Raw genomic sequence first — 14,795 nt, 5'->3', positions numbered from 1 at the left:
AGTCCGGCCAGCACACCGGGCGCACCGAACTCGAACTCACCGACCATGGCCGCGCGGAGGCCAGCGCCCTCGAGCGGCCGCTGGCCGACCTGCATCTCGACAACCCAATGGTGATCAGCAGCCCGCGTCGGCGCGCGGTAGACACTGCCGAGCTGGCCGGCCTCACCATCGACGAGAAATCCGAACTGCTCGCGGAATGGGATTACGGATCCTACGAGGGCATGGCGACCGCGCAAATTCAGCAGTCACAGCCGAATTGGTCGATCTGGACGGACGGCTGCCCGGACGGTGAGGCCGTCGCGCAGGTCAGTGAACGTGCGGACCAGGCCGTCGCATTAGCGCTCGAGCGGATGGCATCGCGCGATGTGGTGTTCGTGGGCCACGGGCACTTCTCCCGCGCCGTGATCACCCGATGGGTGCAGCTGCCGCTGGTTGAGGGCAGCCGTTTCGGCATGACCGCGGCGTCGATCGCGATCTGCGGGTTCGAACACGGGATTCGTCAGCTGAGCGCACTGGGCTATCCGCATCCGAATGACAACTGAACCGCCGTTCGTGTTGTGCGGGCCGACCGGCGCCCTCGTCGCCGACGGTGTGCAGGCCTGCTATTCCGACGTGACCGCCGCGCGATCGGCGTTGCGTTCCGGTGCGGTGCCAATAGTGTTGGGCGCGTTGGCTTTTGATCGCAACGACCCCGCCGCGTTGATGGCACCGCGTTCGGTACGGCGAACTGCCGGACTGCCGGACTGGCCGAGTGATCCGCTGCCGGCCGTCCGGGTGGCCGGCGCGGTTCCCGCGCCTGACGAGCACCGCGCCCGGGTTCGACGCGCACGCGCGCGGCTGACCGCGCCGGGCGGCACGCTGCAGAAGGTGGTGCTGGCCCGCGCGTTACGGCTGGCCGCCGAAGCTCCGTTGGACGCCACGATCATCCTGCGCCGGCTCGTTGCGGACGACCCCGCCGCCTACGGCTATCTGGTCGACCTGTCCGCGGCGGGCGGCCGGTATGCGGGAATGGCCTTGGTGGGCGCCAGCCCCGAGCTGCTGGTTGCCCGCGACGGCGACCGGGTGACATGTCGGCCGTTCGCCGGGTCCGCGCCGCGTGCCGCCGACCCCCAGTGCGACGCCGCGGCCGGGGCAGCACTGGCCGCGTCCGCAAAGGATCGCCACGAGCATCAACTTGTCATCGATTTCATGGCCGACGCCCTGCGTCCGTTGTGCAGTGAACTGACTTTTCCACCCTCACCTGAGCTGAGCCGCACCACCGCACTCTGGCATCTCAGCACACCGATCAGCGGTCAACTGCGCGATACATCAACGACCGCAATCGATTTAGCATTGGCGCTGCATCCCACCCCCGCGGTGGGGGGCGTGCCTGCCGACGCGGCCGCCGAACTTATCGGCGAGCTGGAGGGCGACCGCGGCTTTTACGCCGGCGCGGTCGGCTGGTGCGACGAGCGCGGTGACGGGCGGTGGGTGGTATCCATCCGCTGCGCCCAGCTGGCAGCCGACCGCCGTTCCGCGCTCGCGCACGCCGGCGGCGGGATCGTTGCCGAGTCCGACCCTGATGCCGAAGTTGCTGAGACCACAACGAAATTCGTCACCATTTTGACAGCGCTGGGGGTCGACCTGTGACCGCGCGTATCCGCCGAGCCATACCCGCCGATGCCGCACCGATCACCGCGATGATCCACGGATTGGCCCGCTTCGAACATGCCGCCGACCAATGCACAGTGATCGAAAATCAGGTCGGCGCAGCACTTTTCGATGAGCCGATAACCCTACGAGCCCACGTCGCCGAAGTCGACGGTGAAGTCGCTGCGATGGCCCTGTGGTTCCTCAACTTCTCAACCTGGGACGGCGTCGAGGGCATATTTCTGGAGGACCTGTTCGTGCTTCCACGATTTCGCCGTCTCGGCCTGGCTCGCAAGCTGCTGACGGCGCTGGCCCGCGAATGCGTGGACAACGGCTACACGCGGCTGGCTTGGGCTGTGCTGAACTGGAACACCGATGCGATTGCCCTCTATGAGGCCGTCGGCGGTCAGCCGCAAACCGAATGGACGACCTATCGGTTGTCCGGTCCGGAGTTGGCGGCGCTGGCCGGACCGCGCTTATGACCCGCCGGCGACACCCAGCGCACCGCGCCCGGACTGAACAACAGCGCCAACACGGTCAACGCGATGACGCCCACCGCGACCCCGACCAGCACGCGATGAGAACCGACGGCTAAATACCAGGCGACGGGCAGCAGCAATAACTGAGCGAACACCGCCAGCCCGCGTCCCCACCGCTTGCCGACCAGCATTGCGCCGCCGGCTGCCAGCACAGCTGCACCGACGACGGCAAACCACGCCGCGGTGCCAAAGCCGTTGACCACGCGCTGATCCGCACCGCCAAGTCCCCTGATCAGCAGGACAACCGCCAGAACCACACCGATCGCGCCCTGCACGGCAACGATCACTCCTGCGCCGCGCACACTGGCCGGCGGTGGTGGCTGACTAGTCACGGCGTCAGCGTAACCGTCTGGCTGAACCCCATTGTCGCGCTCCTCCTCGGGCCGCGGCGCGGCCCGCATCGTCGCCGCTCCCGTAGGCTTTGGCGTCATGCGCGCCGTGTTGATCGTCAACCCCACAGCGACTTCGACCACCACGGCAGGGCGCGACCTGCTGGCGCACGCCCTCGAAAGCCGCGTGGAGCTGACGATCGAACACACCCGACACCGCGGCCATGGCGGCGAAATTGCCCAGGCCGCCGTCCAGGACGGGGTTGATGTGGTCGTCGTCCACGGCGGCGACGGGACGGTCAGCAACGTGGTCAACGGCCTGCTGGGCCGGCCCGGACCACTGCCCACCGGACATATCCCGGCATTGGCGATCGTGCCTGGTGGCTCGGCGAATGTGACGGCCCGGCAGCTGGGCATCCCGCCTGGCCCGATCGACGCAACCAACCAGCTCATCTGGCTGCTCGACAGGTACGGCCGGGAGAAGAACTGGCGACGGATCGGGCTGATCGACTGCGGCGAGCGGTGGGCGATCCTGAACGCCGGCATGGGCGTCGACGCCGAAGCGGTGGCCAAAGTGGAAGCGCAACGAGAAAAGGGCGTCAAGGTCTCGCCGACGCGCTACATCACCGCGGCGACTCGCGCGACAATCGCCTACTCCCGTCGTGAACCGAGGCTCACCGTCGAGCTGCCCGGACGCGAGCCGATCGCCGGCGTCCACTTCGTCTTCGTGTCCAATGCCAGCCCGTGGACCTACGCAAACGAGCGGCCGATGTACACCAACCCCGGCACCAGCTTCGAGGGCGGGCTTGGCGTGTTCGGCGTCACCGCACTGAAGGTGATTCCCAGCCTGAGGCTGGTCCGGCAGATGTTCGCCAAGCAGCCGAAGCTCGACGGCAAGCAGATCGTCCGCGATGACGACGCGGCCTGCGTGCGGGTTAGCTGCGCTGGCGATCCGATGGCCGCCCAGTTCGACGGGGATTACCTCGGGGTGCGGGAGGAGATGACGTTCCGGGCAGTTCCGGACGCGCTGAACATCGTCGCGCCGCACGTGAAAATAAGGCACTGAGCTGCCGTAATCGCTGCCAAAACGGCAAGAGGGCTGGGCAAGGCCGCGGCGAGTGTAGTACAAACGATTAAGGCATTTGGTAACAGATCCCTAAAGTGAGATTGCCCACGGACCAACGAGCGCTATTGACATCTGTTGAGCCTGTGAAACGATCGATTGATCGCATGCAACGGTACGGAAACAATTTCCGTGCGTGCGTTGTGCCTGCGTTAACAGCCGAAGAAAAATACTCGTGCGCCCTGCTGCGCACACAGTAAGGAGTAACGATCTATGGATTGGCGCCACAATGCGGTGTGTCGCGATGAGGACCCGGAGCTGTTCTTTCCCGTCGGGAACAGCGGACCGGCGCTCGCGCAGATCGCTGACGCGAAACTGGTCTGTAACCGCTGTCCGGTGACCACCGAGTGCCTGTCGTGGGCGCTGAACACCGGGCAGGACTCCGGCGTGTGGGGCGGAATGAGCGAAGACGAGCGGCGCGCGCTGAAGCGTCGCAACGCTCGCACGAAGGCCCGCAGCGGAGTCTGACGTCGCGTCAACGGTGCGGCCCCGACGAATTGTCGGGGCCGCACCGTTGCGTGCAGGGCTATTGCGCGGCGCGGACGCGACGCCCGATGGGCACGCGTAGCACCACGTCGGTTCCGCCTTCGGGGGAGTTCTGCATTTGCAGCGAGCCGTCGAGCTCCGCCGACACCAGTGTCCGCACGATCTGCAGACCGAGCCGGTCGGACTGCTCGACGCTGAACCCCTCGGGCAGACCGCGGCCGTTGTCGTGGACCACCACGTCGAGCCATCGCGCCGACCGTTCGGCCCGTATCGTCACGGAGCCGGCCCCGGCGACGGGTTCTGAGGCTGCCGGGTCAAACGCATGCTCGATGGCATTTTGCACGAGTTCGGTGATCACCATGATCAGCGCGGTCGCACGATCGGAGTCCAGGACGCCGAGCATGCCCGCGCGATTGATCCGGATCGGCGCGTCGACCGTCGCCACGTCGTTCATGATCGGCAGGATCCGGTCGATCACCTCGTCGAGATTGACCTCCTCGTCCACCGACATCGACAGCGCGTCGTGGACCAACGCGATCGACGACACTCGCCGCACCGATTCGATGAGTGCCTCCCGGCCCTCGGCGTTGTTCGTCCGGCGGGCCTGCAGGCGCAGCAATGCCGCGACGGTCTGCAGGTTGTTCTTCACCCGGTGGTGGATTTCCCGGATCGTGGCGTCCTTGGAGATCAACGCGCGGTCGCGGCGCTTGACTTCGGTGACGTCGCGAACCAGCACCGCAGCTCCGGCTGCCGAGCCGTGCACCACCAGCGGCAGCGTCCGCAGCAGGACCGTGGCGCCGCCGGCGTCGACCTCGATGCGCATGCTGGCACCTCCGGCCAGCGAGTCACGCACGTGGGTGGCGAGCTCTTGGGCCTCAAACGGGTCGGAGATCAGCGGGCGGGTGACCTCGATCAGGTTGTGGCCTTCCAGCTCCAGGGTCAGCCCCATCCGGTGGTAGGCCGACAACGCGTTCGGGCTGGCGTAGGAGACCACCCCGTTGACGTCGAGTCGGATGAAGCCGTCACCTGCGCGGGGGCTGGAACGCGACATCGCCAAATCCCCCACGTTGGGAAAGGTGCCCTCGGAGAGCATGTGGACGAGGTCGGCGGCGCAGTCGAGGTATGCGGTCTCCAGCGGGCTGGATTTGTGCGTGTCGCCGACCGCGGTCTGATGGGTCAACACCGCGACCACATTGTCGCCGTACCGCACCGGTACCGCCTCGATGTTCAGTCCCGTCTGTTGCCACGAATACGGTTGGCCTGCATCGCTTTCCAGGCCGATGGTGCCGGATTCGAACGCCGCGGCGATCAGCGGCACTCGATCGGCGGCCAGCACGGTACCGACCGCGTCTCGCAGCAGCACTGTGGGGGCAGTATTCGGCCGGCACTGCGCGACACAGACCAGCGAACCGTCGTCGCGGCGGACCCACATCAGGTAGTCGGCGAACGAAAGGTCGGCGAGCAGCTGCCATTCGCCGACCACCGCGTGCAGGTGGTCGACGGCGTTACCCGGCAGAACGGTGTGTTCGGCGAGCAGGTCACCGAGAGTGGACATCGGCGACTCCCGACAAACGGTTCGGACGAGCCAATGGCTAGCTGATTACAGCGATAAGGTCGCCGGCCTGGATGACGTCTCCCACCGAAACGCTGACCTTGCTGACGGTGCCGGCGACCTCGGCCAGGACCGGGATCTCCATCTTCATCGATTCCAGCAGCACCAGGGTGTCACCCTCACCGATCTGGTCGCCCTCGCTGACCACGACTTCGAGCACGCTAGCCACGATTTCTGCGCGGACGTCCTCGGCCATCATCACCCCGTTCGTCACCCAGCCGGTGTTTGCCCAAATTCTGTTGCTCTATCGAACCACAGTCAGTTGAGCTGGGCGCGAGGGAGTGAGCCCGTCCCGGGGGTCGTGTCGGCGCCGAAAGCGCAGGTCATGGCACTGGCTGATCTCGCGCCGGTCTCGGTAAGCAAACTCCAAGATTACTAAGCGGACCTATAGAGTTCGTCCTGTGATCGTGTCGTGTTGTTGCTGTGACATTTGAGCAGCATTGTGTCCAGAGTGATTGGAGTGTCTGATGCGCACCTAGTGCTTCAGCCGAAATTGAGGGGAATTCCGTTGTCCGAGAACATGTTTGCGAATCCAACAGCTCGACGACCATTGACCCGAGTGAAGACTGGCATCGGGATTGCGCTGGCGGCAATCGCCACGATTGGGCTCGGCGCAGGGGTCGCCGCCGCCACTCCCCAGCAACCATTCCTTGCCGACGACCCGTTGCCCGTTCCAGGCGTCGGCGGTGCCGGCGCGGGCGCCGGCAGCGCCGTCAACATCGCCAATTCGTTGTTCGGCTCGCTGAGCTCGCTGATGAACAACGTCATCCCCGGCAGCGGGGACCTGTTGATGCCTGCCAGCAGCGCCCTGTCGCCCGGCGGGCTACCGGCGGGCGTTCCCGGCGTGGCCGGTGGGCTTCCGGGCACCGTACCTGGCGTGGCGGGCACGCTGCCTAGCTATCCTGGCGCGCCCCCGGGCCCGATAGCCGGCGGCGTGCCCGGGACGCTCCCGGGACAGACCCTCGGCGGCCTGCCCGGTTATCCGGGTGCCCTCCCGGGCCAAACCCCAGGTCTGCCCGGCACGCTCCCAGGCTCGCTGCCGGGACAAACCCCCGGTCTGCCTAGCGGGCTCCCGGGCCAAATCCCCGGCCTGCCTGGTGGGCTCCCGGGCCAAACTCCCGGCCTGCCTGGTGGGTTCCCGGGCGGGACCCCGGGTCTACCGACCGGTTTCCCGGGACAGACTCCTGGCTACCCGGGTGCACTCCCGGGCCAGACGCCGGCGCTGCCGGGCCAGGTTCCGGCACTGCCGGGCGTCGCCGGGCAGACGGCAGGCGTTCCCGGTCAGCCGGCCGCGATGGTGCCGGTCGGCACTGGGTCGATTGCGTAGTAACAGCCAACGCATGGGAGACTGACCTGCAGGTACACCTGCGAGGAGGATCAGCTATGGCCAAGCGTGGCCGCAAGAAGAAGGACCGAAAGTTCAGCAAGGCTAATCACGGTAAGCGCCCCAACTCCTAGACGGGGCGGCACAGGGATCACCTGCTTGCGGGGGCGTTGGGGGACGCCCCCGCTTCCCTGGCTTTAGGGCGTCACCGACGGATGATTGTGGTACGGCTGATCTCGAGCCGTAGCCGCTCACGAAGGCCTGCCGGAGCTTTTTCACCGCGGCACTTGGTCCCGATCAACGCCTTGATTCGCTCCTCGAGGCCGTGCAAGTGCTCACACGGCGGGCATTCTTCGAGATGCTTGCGGAGCTTCTCTCGGATCTCGGGGTTGCATTCACCGTCGATGAACTCCCACACCATTGCGACAAGTTCGGCACATTCGGCCTTCAGGCGGGGGTCAGCACCTGACGGGAGGTCGCCGGGCGAAAACTCGGTCACGACGACACCTCCTCGGTTGCCTGACCACCGCGGATGAACCCCCGGTCCTTGGCCACATCGGTCAGCAGCGCGCGCAATTGGCGTCGGCCGCGGTGCAGTCGCGACATCACGGTCCCTATCGGTGTATCCATGATCTCGGCGATCTCCTTGTACGGGAAACCCTCCACGTCTGCGTAGTACACCGCCATCCGGAACTCTTCGGGTAATGCCTGCAGCGCCTCTTTGATTTCGGTGTCCGGCAGCGATTCGAGCGCCTCAACTTCCGCAGAGCGCAACCCGGTCGAGGAGTGCTCGGCGGTGGCCGCCAACTGCCAGTCGGTGATCTCGTCCGTCGGATACTGCGCCGGCTGCCGCTGCTTCTTGCGGTAACTGTTGATGTAGGTGTTGGTCAGGATCCGGTATAGCCACGCCTTGAGATTTGTGCCCTCCTTGAACGACCGAAATCCCGCGTAGGCCTTGACCATGGTTTCTTGGAGCAAGTCCTCGGCATCGGCCGGATTGCGGGTCATCCGCAAAGCGCCGCCGTACAGCTGGTCCAGTAGCGGAATCGCGTCGCGCTCGAATCGCGCGGTCAGCTCCGCGTCGGTCTCGTCCGAGCGGCTGCGCCCACGGATATCCGAGGCTTCTTCTAACGCCGCTGGAGCCTTTGCCGCTTCCGGCCCGGTCGCGCCATCGATGTCGGCCATATTGACTAACGCAGTCCCTTCTGTCGCGATGCCGGTGAACAGGTCCATCAGCACCGGACCCGTCTGGCACCCGGCCAACTGCTCTTTGCCGATAAGGCTCGTCGCCGTTGACACCCGACTCCCCCTTTCCCCAATCTAAAGGCTGCGACCGACAGTGTCTGCTTCGCACCACTGGAACAGCAAGAATCGCCGCGCTATTTCCGGTTCACTTCCGCTGCCGTCGGCGACGCAATCCGGGCCGCCGATTCGAGCCGGTTGTGAGCAGCGTTACTGTGACGCTCATGTCGCTGAAAGCCAAGACCATGTTCATCTCGGGTGCCAGCCGCGGAATTGGCCTGGCCATCGCCAAGCGGGCCGCCCAGGACGGCGCCAACATCGCCTTGATCGCCAAGACCGCCGAACCGCACCCGAAGCTGCCGGGCACGGTGTACACAGCCGCGAAGGAGCTCGAAGAGGCCGGCGGCCAGGCGCTGCCGATCGTCGGGGACGTGCGCGACCCGGATTCGGTCGAGGCCGCGGTCGCTAAGACCGTCGAGCAGTTCGGCGGCATCGACATCTGCGTGAACAACGCGTCGGCAATCAACCTGGGGTCGATCACCGAGGTGCCGATGAAGCGGTTCGATCTGATGAACGGTATTCAGGTACGCGGCACGTATGCGGTGTCGCAGGCGTGCATCCCGCATCTGAAGGGCCGGGAGAACCCGCACATCCTGACGTTGTCGCCGCCGGTGCTGCTTGGAAAAGAGTGGCTGAAGCCGACGGCTTACATGATGGCCAAGTTCGGTATGACGCTGTGCGCGCTCGGCATGGCCGAGGAGCTGCGCGACGAGGGCATCGCGTCGAACACCCTGTGGCCGCGCACGCTGGTGGCCACCGCCGCGGTGCAGAACCTGCTCGGTGGTGAGGAGGCGATGGCCCGTGCGCGCAAGCCCGAGGTGTACTCCGACGCGGCCTACGTCATCCTGAACAAGCCCTCTCGTGAGTACACCGGCAACACGCTGCTTTGCGAAGACGTGTTGGTGGAATCCGGTGTCGCTGATTTGTCGGTGTATGACTGTGTGCCGGGCGGGAAGCTCGGCGTCGACTTCTGGGTGGACGGCGTCAACCCACCGGGGTACAAGCAGGGCTAGCCTGTGGCGGCCGCTGCTACACCGGCCATCGCGGCTCTGATCGCTGCCGCTGTGCCGCATGAGGTCGTCAAGTACGGTCACGATCCCCGCCAATCCTCGTTCGGCGTCGAAGCAGTCCACGCGCTGACCGCGGCCGGCGATATCGCGGCTGGGCAGATCTATAAGACGTTGATCATCGCTGTGCCCGACGGGCTCGCTGTCGCGATAGTGCCGGCATCATCGAAGTTGTCGCTGAAGGCTGCTGCCGCCGCGCTGGGGGTGACCAAGGCCAGCATGGCCGAACCCGCTGCCGCGCAACGGGTTACGGGTTATGTGATCGGCGCGGTTTCGCCGTTCGGGCAGCGCGCGCCGCTCCCGACCGTCCTCGACTCCGGCGCGCTGGCCTGGGATCGGGTCTACTGCAGCGCGGGCCGACGCGGATGGGACGTTGCGGTCGCGCCGGAAGATCTGGTTCGGCTTACGGGCGCGGTGACCGCGGAGATTCAGGCCTGACCTAAGCGTCGAGCCGCTTTTTCAGAATCAATGTCGGAGGGGTGTGGCATACTCGAACATATGTTCGATGACGAGGCCCGGCGGGCAATGATTGCCCGCTGCGACGAATACTTCGAGCGCCGCCATCCCTCGACCACACCCGAATCGATCGCGATGGTGGATCGGATCTGCGCCTCTAGCAGGGCCGAAAACCAGGCCGCCGCTGCGCAGCTGGCCGCGATCGGGGACCTGTTCGGCTACCGGTTATCACGCTGCTCGGAGACCGAAGGCTGGGCGGCCGACACCGAGGCGGCGGTGGCCGCCGAGGTGGCCGCGGCGCTGCGGATCAGCCAACCCCTGGCCGGCAACCGGCTGACATTCGCCCGTGCCATGCGCGAGCGGCTGCCCCACGTGGGTCAGTTATTTGCCGCCGGAGACATCGACTTTCGGATGTTCGCCACCATCGTGTATCGCACCGATCTGATCAGCCATCCCGATGTGCTGGCCGCGGTCGACGCGCAGCTGGCCGCCAACGTGGCGCGCTGGCCGTCGATGACCCGGCGTCGGCTGGCCGGTCAGATTGACAAGATCGTGGCCAACGCCGACGCCGATGCCGTGCGCCAACGCCAACAGCGCCAGGTCGAGCGGGAGGTCTGGTTCTCCGATGTCGACGGCGGCACCTCAGAGATCCACGGCAGCCTGTTCAGCCCGCATGCCCACGCCCTGGACAAGCGGTTAGACGCATTGGCGGACACCGTGTGTGAGCACGACCCGCGCAGCCGCCAGCAACGCCGCGCAGATGCCCTAGGCGGGTTGGCAGCCGGGGCTGATCGGCTCGGCTGTCGCTGCGGGCGGCCTGACTGCGCTGCCGGAAAGCGGCCCGCCGCCTCCGCAGTGGTGATCAATGTGATCGCCGAGCAAGCCACCCTCACCGGTAGCGGTCCGGTGCCGGCATCCGAGGTCGGCGCCGACGGGCTCATCCCACCCGAACTCGTGGAGGAGTTGGCGGCCTCGGCCAAGCTCGCACCTCTGGTCCACCCGGGTGATGCTCTGCCCGAACCCAACTACGTGCCGTCGAAGGCGTTGGCCGATTTTGTGCGCTGCCGCGATTTGACTTGCCGCTGGCCCGGCTGCGACCGCCCCGCCTACGACTGCGATCTCGACCACACCATCCCGCATGCCGACGGCGGGGCGACCCACGCCTCAAACCTCAAGTGCTACTGCCGAACTCATCATCTGGTCAAAACCTTCTGGGGCTGGCGTGACCAGCAGTTGCCCGACGGCACCCTGATCCTCACCTCACCTGCCGGGCAGACCTACGTCACCACACCGGGCAGCGCGCTGCTGTTTCCCAGCCTGTGCCACGCCACCGGCGGCATACCAGCACCCGAAACCGACCTGCCCACCAACTACTGCGGCGACCGCACCGCAATGATGCCCAAACGCCGGCGCACCCGCGCCCAAAACCGCGCCGACCGCGTCGCCACCGAACGCCGACGCAACCGCGACTCCCGCATGCGCCGCCGGGCTGAACGCCCGAGCTACTTCGGCCCCGCACCCCCGCCGGACCCGGACGATCCACCACCCTTCTGATCGCCGACTTACCTAGAAGCGACTGCGAACAACCGCGAATCGTCGGCCGGCCTGTGGCTCAGCCTCTAAGCGGCAGCCTACTTCGACCCCGCCTCGCCGCGAGCTAGCATGCCGTGCACGCTGTCGGCGAACGCCGCGGTGGTGAAGCAGGTCGGCTCGGCGAATTCCTCCAGGGTCAGGGCGTCGTTCCAGCTGGCGTCGGCCGCGGCCCGCAGCAGCGGTTTGGTCATAGCCACCGCGTGGGCCGGCATCGCGGCGACTTGTGAACACCATTCGTCGGCAGTCGCGAGCAGCTGGTCGTGCGCGACGACCTGCTGCACAAACCCCAGCCGTTGCGCGGCCTCGGCGTCGATGTGCTCACCGCGCAGGTAGTAGGCCAGCGCGCCCTGGTAGCCGAGCCGACGGGTCAACGCCCAGCTGGTGCCGACCTCCGGAATCAGGCCCAGCCGCCCGAACGCGGGCACGATCACCGCGCGCTCGCTGGCGATGGCGATGTCACACGTCAGAGCCCACGCCAAACCAACACCGGCCGCCGGGCCGTTGAGCGCGGCCACGAAGATGGTGTCCGATCCGGCGATCAGCCGGGCGATACCGCCGAACTCGCGGCGGATCCACCGCCAGACGTCGGCCACGCCCTCGGGTTGGCTCAGCTGCTCGGTCGCCGTGCGCATCATCTTCAAGTCGCCGCCGGCGCTGAACCCCGGGTCGGCGCCGGTGAGTACGACACTGCGGATGTCGGTGTCTGCAACCAGCGCCTCGAGCGCGCGCCGCAATTGCCGCACCAACGGCGCCGAAAGCACGTTGAGCCGGCCGGGTTCATCGAGGGTAACAACCGCCCGGTCACCACGATGCTCGACGCGTACCCGGCCGGGCGCCTCGGGGTCGTCGCCGTCAGCGACCATGCTTCTGTAGAGCGATTTCGCTGCGCCCATTAATTGTCCTCCTCAATATCGTTGGCCCGCAATGCCTTCCACGCGGCATCGGCAAAGGTCTTCCCCACCCCGCGCGGCATGTGGGGTTCGTCGCCGGCGATCCAGTACCGGCTGAACTCCTGTGCCGGCCCGAACCACAGCGCCGCTGTGATGCCGGCGTGCATCGGCCGCAGCGCGCCATAACTGTGGTGCGGACGCCACCAGTCCCGCACGGCCGCGAACAACTCCCGGTTGGCGTCACGAAGCTCGGCGCTGTCCAGCCGGCCCCCCAGCAGCAAGGCCGCCTCGCTGCGGTTGGTCGACACCCACCGCAGGTGGTGCGCGACGCCGCCGCGGATGCCTGCCTCGGCGGTGGCTTGGCTGCGCAGCATCGCGACGAATCCCGCCTGGTATTCGCTCATGACTTGGGCGTAGACGGCAGCGGCCAGCGCTGTTTTGTCCGGGAAGTGGTGATAGAGCGCCCCGACGCTGACGTCGGCGTCACGCCGAATCTCTTCGAGTGTGGCCGCGATGGCGCCGTCGGTGGCGAACCGTCGACGAGCGGTCTGCATCAACCGGCCCCGCGCATCGGCGGCGCTGGATCGTGGCACGAGGAATACTCTAACTGAACCGAGTAATCCTCGGTACGCGGGGACCGCAGCGGCCGGCCCAGCCGCGGCATAGGGTTGTGCGTGTGAGCAGCGGGATCGTCGTGGGCGGCGGGCCAAACGGACTCGCCGCCGCCATTTGCCTTGCCGCTCAGGGCCTGCAGGTCACCGTGCTCGAGGCCGCCGACGAGGTCGGCGGGGGCGCCCGCACCAGCGAAGCCATCGTCCCCGGCCTACTGCACGACCACTGCTCGGCGATTCACCCGATGGCCATCGGCTCGCAGTTCATAAGCCGCTTCAGCCTGCAACGCTACGGCCTGTCGTGGCGCTGGCCGGAGATCGATTGCGTGCATCCCCTTGACGACGGCAGTGCCGGCGTGCTGTACCGCTCCGTGGAGGACACCGCGGCAGGGCTCGGTCGCGATGGGTCGCGGTGGCGATTCGCATTTGGTTACCCGGCGTCGCGGTTCGACGCCCTTTCCGACGACATCATGCGGCCGCTGCTGCGGTTCCCGCGTCATCCGGTCATGCTCGCCCGGTTCGGCGCGCCCACCGTGCTGCCCGGGTCGACGTTCGCCCGGTGGTTCCGCACCGACGAGGGTCGAGCGTTGTTCGGAGGCGTTGCGGCACATGCCTTCCGGCCGCTGCACTATCCGATGACCTCCGCGATCGGGATGGGCATCATCGCCGCCGGCCACCGGCACGGCTGGGCGGTGGCCGAAGGAGGATCGCAGTCGATCACCAACGCGATGGTGGCGCTGCTGAGCGATCTGGGCGTCAAGCTCGAGACCGGGGTTCGGGTTAAGGCGGGATCGCAGTTGCCTGCCGCCGACGTCACGCTGTTCGATCTGGCTCCGGGTGCAGTCGCCGAGATATTGGGTGATCGTCTTCCCCGCCGAATTTCTCGGGCCTTCACAAGGTTCCGGCGTGGACCCGGTGCGTTCAAAGTCGACTTCGCCGTCGAGGGCGGCGTGCCATGGACCAACCCGCACGCCCACCGGGCCGGCACCGTGCATCTGGCCGGGACCTATCGCGAACTGGCCGCGACCGAGCGGGATATCCACGCCGGGCGGATGCCAGACCGGCCGTTCGTTTTGGTCGGTCAGCAATTCCTGGCCGATCCGCAACGCTCAGTGGGTAATACGCATCCGGTGTGGAGCTACGCGCACGTCCCGAACGGCTATACCGGCGACGCGACCGAGGCGATCATCGCCCAGATCGAGCGGTTCGCCCCCGGTTTCCGGGAACGCATCGTCGGCCACACCGTGCGTTCGACGACCGAGATGGCCACCTACAACCCCAACTTTGTCGGCGGCGATATCATGACCGGTGCCAAGGACATTCGTCAGCTGACGTTCGGTCCACGAACGACGTTGTCGCCGTATAGCATTGGAGTGCCGGGCATGTATATCTGCTCAGCAGCCACCCCACCGGGATCCGGCGCCCACGGCATGTGCGGCGCCAACGCGGCCGAGCTCGCGCTCGCCCAACTACGACGGGTTCGCTGAGATTCGACCGCGCGGTCAGCCGTGGTGGTCGTCGTATGCAGCTAGCGATGCGGTTCGTTCCCGGAGTTCGGAGGGGGTGACGAGGCCGCGACGACACACAACGTGTTCCAGTGCCGTGAGCCATCGCTGGTAATAGTCCCAGTCGTCGGCCACATCAGCGTGGTCCTGCCGGTGCTGGATTTCGGCGATGAGTTGTTGGTGAAACTCGGTCGAGTCCAACGTGCCGGCATTGGAGATGGCGACGGCGAGGGCGAAAACCGTGGCTTCCCACGGGGCGGAAAACGTCAATTCGCCGTTGATTCGGGGCGGCGCGTTCTCGCCGCGCGCATCGAGTTGTTCGACGATTG

At 66.6% G+C, this 14,795-nt stretch carries 19 protein-coding genes; 11 read left to right on the top strand and 8 right to left on the bottom strand.

Annotation, left to right across the window (positions count from 1 at the left end):
- The 3 genes from WBF82_RS14850 to WBF82_RS14840 form a co-directional block, all read left to right on the top strand.
- A partial coding sequence (locus WBF82_RS14850; RefSeq protein ID WP_424383756.1) for an acid phosphatase occupies positions 1–542 on the top strand: 542 nt, incomplete at its 5' end.
- Entirely contained in the window at positions 532–1,629 is a 1,098-nt protein-coding gene (locus WBF82_RS14845) for an isochorismate synthase (RefSeq protein ID WP_424383755.1), read from the top strand. The genes WBF82_RS14850 and WBF82_RS14845, both read left to right, overlap by 11 nt.
- Positions 1,626–2,111 carry an N-acetyltransferase family protein gene (locus WBF82_RS14840; protein ID WP_424383754.1) on the top strand — a complete coding sequence of 162 codons (486 nt, stop codon included), beginning with the start codon at positions 1,626–1,628 and terminating at the stop codon, positions 2,109–2,111. The genes WBF82_RS14845 and WBF82_RS14840 overlap by 4 nt, the downstream gene beginning before the upstream one ends.
- Here the strand turns inward: WBF82_RS14840 and WBF82_RS14835 are convergent.
- On the bottom strand, positions 2,060–2,500 hold the full coding sequence (locus tag WBF82_RS14835) for a hypothetical protein (protein WP_424383753.1): 441 nt from the start codon (positions 2,498–2,500) through the stop codon (positions 2,060–2,062). The two genes, WBF82_RS14840 and WBF82_RS14835, sit on opposite strands and share 52 nt — an antisense overlap.
- A gap of 97 nt (positions 2,501–2,597) precedes the next feature.
- Between WBF82_RS14835 and WBF82_RS14830 the strand changes: the two genes are divergently transcribed.
- Together WBF82_RS14830 and whiB1 are read left to right on the top strand one after the other, a co-directional pair.
- A complete protein-coding gene (locus WBF82_RS14830) occupies positions 2,598–3,563 on the top strand; it encodes a diacylglycerol/lipid kinase family protein (RefSeq protein WP_424383752.1) in 966 nt (321 codons plus the stop codon).
- A gap of 270 nt (positions 3,564–3,833) precedes the next feature.
- Complete coding sequence (gene whiB1 / locus WBF82_RS14825) at positions 3,834–4,088, top strand: transcriptional regulator WhiB1 (RefSeq protein ID WP_324855696.1); 255 nt, start codon at positions 3,834–3,836, stop codon at positions 4,086–4,088.
- A gap of 58 nt (positions 4,089–4,146) precedes the next feature.
- Here whiB1 and WBF82_RS14820 read toward each other — a convergent pair whose 3' ends face one another.
- Together WBF82_RS14820 and WBF82_RS14815 are read right to left on the bottom strand one after the other, a co-directional pair.
- Positions 4,147–5,661, bottom strand: a complete 1,515-nt coding sequence (locus WBF82_RS14820) for a sensor histidine kinase (RefSeq protein ID WP_424383751.1) — start codon at positions 5,659–5,661, stop codon at positions 4,147–4,149.
- Between the two features lie 37 nt (positions 5,662–5,698).
- Complete coding sequence (locus WBF82_RS14815; protein WP_043414713.1) at positions 5,699–5,914, bottom strand: biotin/lipoyl-binding carrier protein; 216 nt, start codon at positions 5,912–5,914, stop codon at positions 5,699–5,701.
- A gap of 363 nt (positions 5,915–6,277) precedes the next feature.
- Between WBF82_RS14815 and WBF82_RS14810 the strand changes: the two genes are divergently transcribed.
- Complete coding sequence (locus WBF82_RS14810) at positions 6,278–7,045, top strand: hypothetical protein (protein WP_424383750.1); 768 nt, start codon at positions 6,278–6,280, stop codon at positions 7,043–7,045.
- Positions 7,046–7,101: 56 nt separating this feature from the next.
- Entirely contained in the window at positions 7,102–7,176 is a 75-nt protein-coding gene (locus tag WBF82_RS14805; protein ID WP_424383758.1) for a 50S ribosomal protein bL37, read from the top strand.
- A 71-nt stretch (positions 7,177–7,247) separates the two neighbouring features.
- Here WBF82_RS14805 and rsrA read toward each other — a convergent pair whose 3' ends face one another.
- Both rsrA and WBF82_RS14795 read right to left on the bottom strand, forming a co-directional pair.
- Positions 7,248–7,541 (bottom strand): mycothiol system anti-sigma-R factor, encoded by a 294-nt coding sequence (gene rsrA, locus WBF82_RS14800; protein WP_424383749.1) that lies wholly within the window; start codon positions 7,539–7,541, stop codon positions 7,248–7,250.
- A complete protein-coding gene (locus WBF82_RS14795) occupies positions 7,538–8,227 on the bottom strand; it encodes a sigma-70 family RNA polymerase sigma factor (RefSeq protein ID WP_424383757.1) in 690 nt (229 codons plus the stop codon). Before WBF82_RS14795 ends, rsrA begins: the two co-directional genes overlap by 4 nt.
- Before the next feature lie 281 nt (positions 8,228–8,508).
- On the opposite strand from WBF82_RS14795, the gene WBF82_RS14790 reads away from it, so the two are divergent.
- From WBF82_RS14790 to WBF82_RS14780, 3 genes are read left to right on the top strand one after another with little or no spacing between them, the layout of a single operon-like run.
- Entirely contained in the window at positions 8,509–9,357 is an 849-nt protein-coding gene (locus tag WBF82_RS14790; RefSeq protein ID WP_424383748.1) for an SDR family oxidoreductase, read from the top strand.
- Between the two features lie 3 nt (positions 9,358–9,360).
- Positions 9,361–9,849, top strand: coding sequence for a YbaK/EbsC family protein (locus WBF82_RS14785; protein WP_424383747.1), 489 nt, complete (start codon positions 9,361–9,363; stop codon positions 9,847–9,849).
- Between the two features lie 60 nt (positions 9,850–9,909).
- Positions 9,910–11,421, top strand: a complete 1,512-nt coding sequence (locus tag WBF82_RS14780) for an HNH endonuclease signature motif containing protein (RefSeq protein WP_424383746.1) — start codon at positions 9,910–9,912, stop codon at positions 11,419–11,421.
- 77 nt (positions 11,422–11,498) lie between these two features.
- On the opposite strand, the gene WBF82_RS14775 is transcribed toward WBF82_RS14780, so the two are convergent.
- Together WBF82_RS14775 and WBF82_RS14770 are read right to left on the bottom strand one after the other, a co-directional pair.
- Positions 11,499–12,353: an enoyl-CoA hydratase/isomerase family protein gene (locus tag WBF82_RS14775; RefSeq protein WP_424079726.1), complete on the bottom strand. Its 855-nt coding sequence runs from the start codon at positions 12,351–12,353 to the stop codon at positions 11,499–11,501.
- Complete coding sequence (locus tag WBF82_RS14770; protein ID WP_424383745.1) at positions 12,353–12,943, bottom strand: TetR/AcrR family transcriptional regulator; 591 nt, start codon at positions 12,941–12,943, stop codon at positions 12,353–12,355. Before WBF82_RS14770 ends, WBF82_RS14775 begins: the two co-directional genes overlap by 1 nt.
- 83 nt (positions 12,944–13,026) lie before the next feature.
- Here WBF82_RS14770 and WBF82_RS14765 point away from each other — a divergent pair, with 83 nt between their 5' ends.
- Positions 13,027–14,448 carry a phytoene desaturase family protein gene (locus WBF82_RS14765; protein ID WP_424383744.1) on the top strand — a complete coding sequence of 474 codons (1,422 nt, stop codon included), beginning with the start codon at positions 13,027–13,029 and terminating at the stop codon, positions 14,446–14,448.
- A 15-nt stretch (positions 14,449–14,463) separates the two neighbouring features.
- Here the strand turns inward: WBF82_RS14765 and WBF82_RS14760 are convergent.
- The coding region (locus WBF82_RS14760; RefSeq protein WP_424383743.1) for a nitrile hydratase accessory protein at positions 14,464–14,795 on the bottom strand (332 nt) is incomplete at its 5' end.

Origin of the sequence: Mycobacterium sp., from assembly GCF_049673265.1 — a bacterium.
GTDB lineage: Bacteria > Actinomycetota > Actinomycetes > Mycobacteriales > Mycobacteriaceae > Mycobacterium.
The sequence above is the reverse complement of the archived record's forward strand: the minus strand, read 5'-3'. Positions and strand labels throughout refer to the sequence as shown.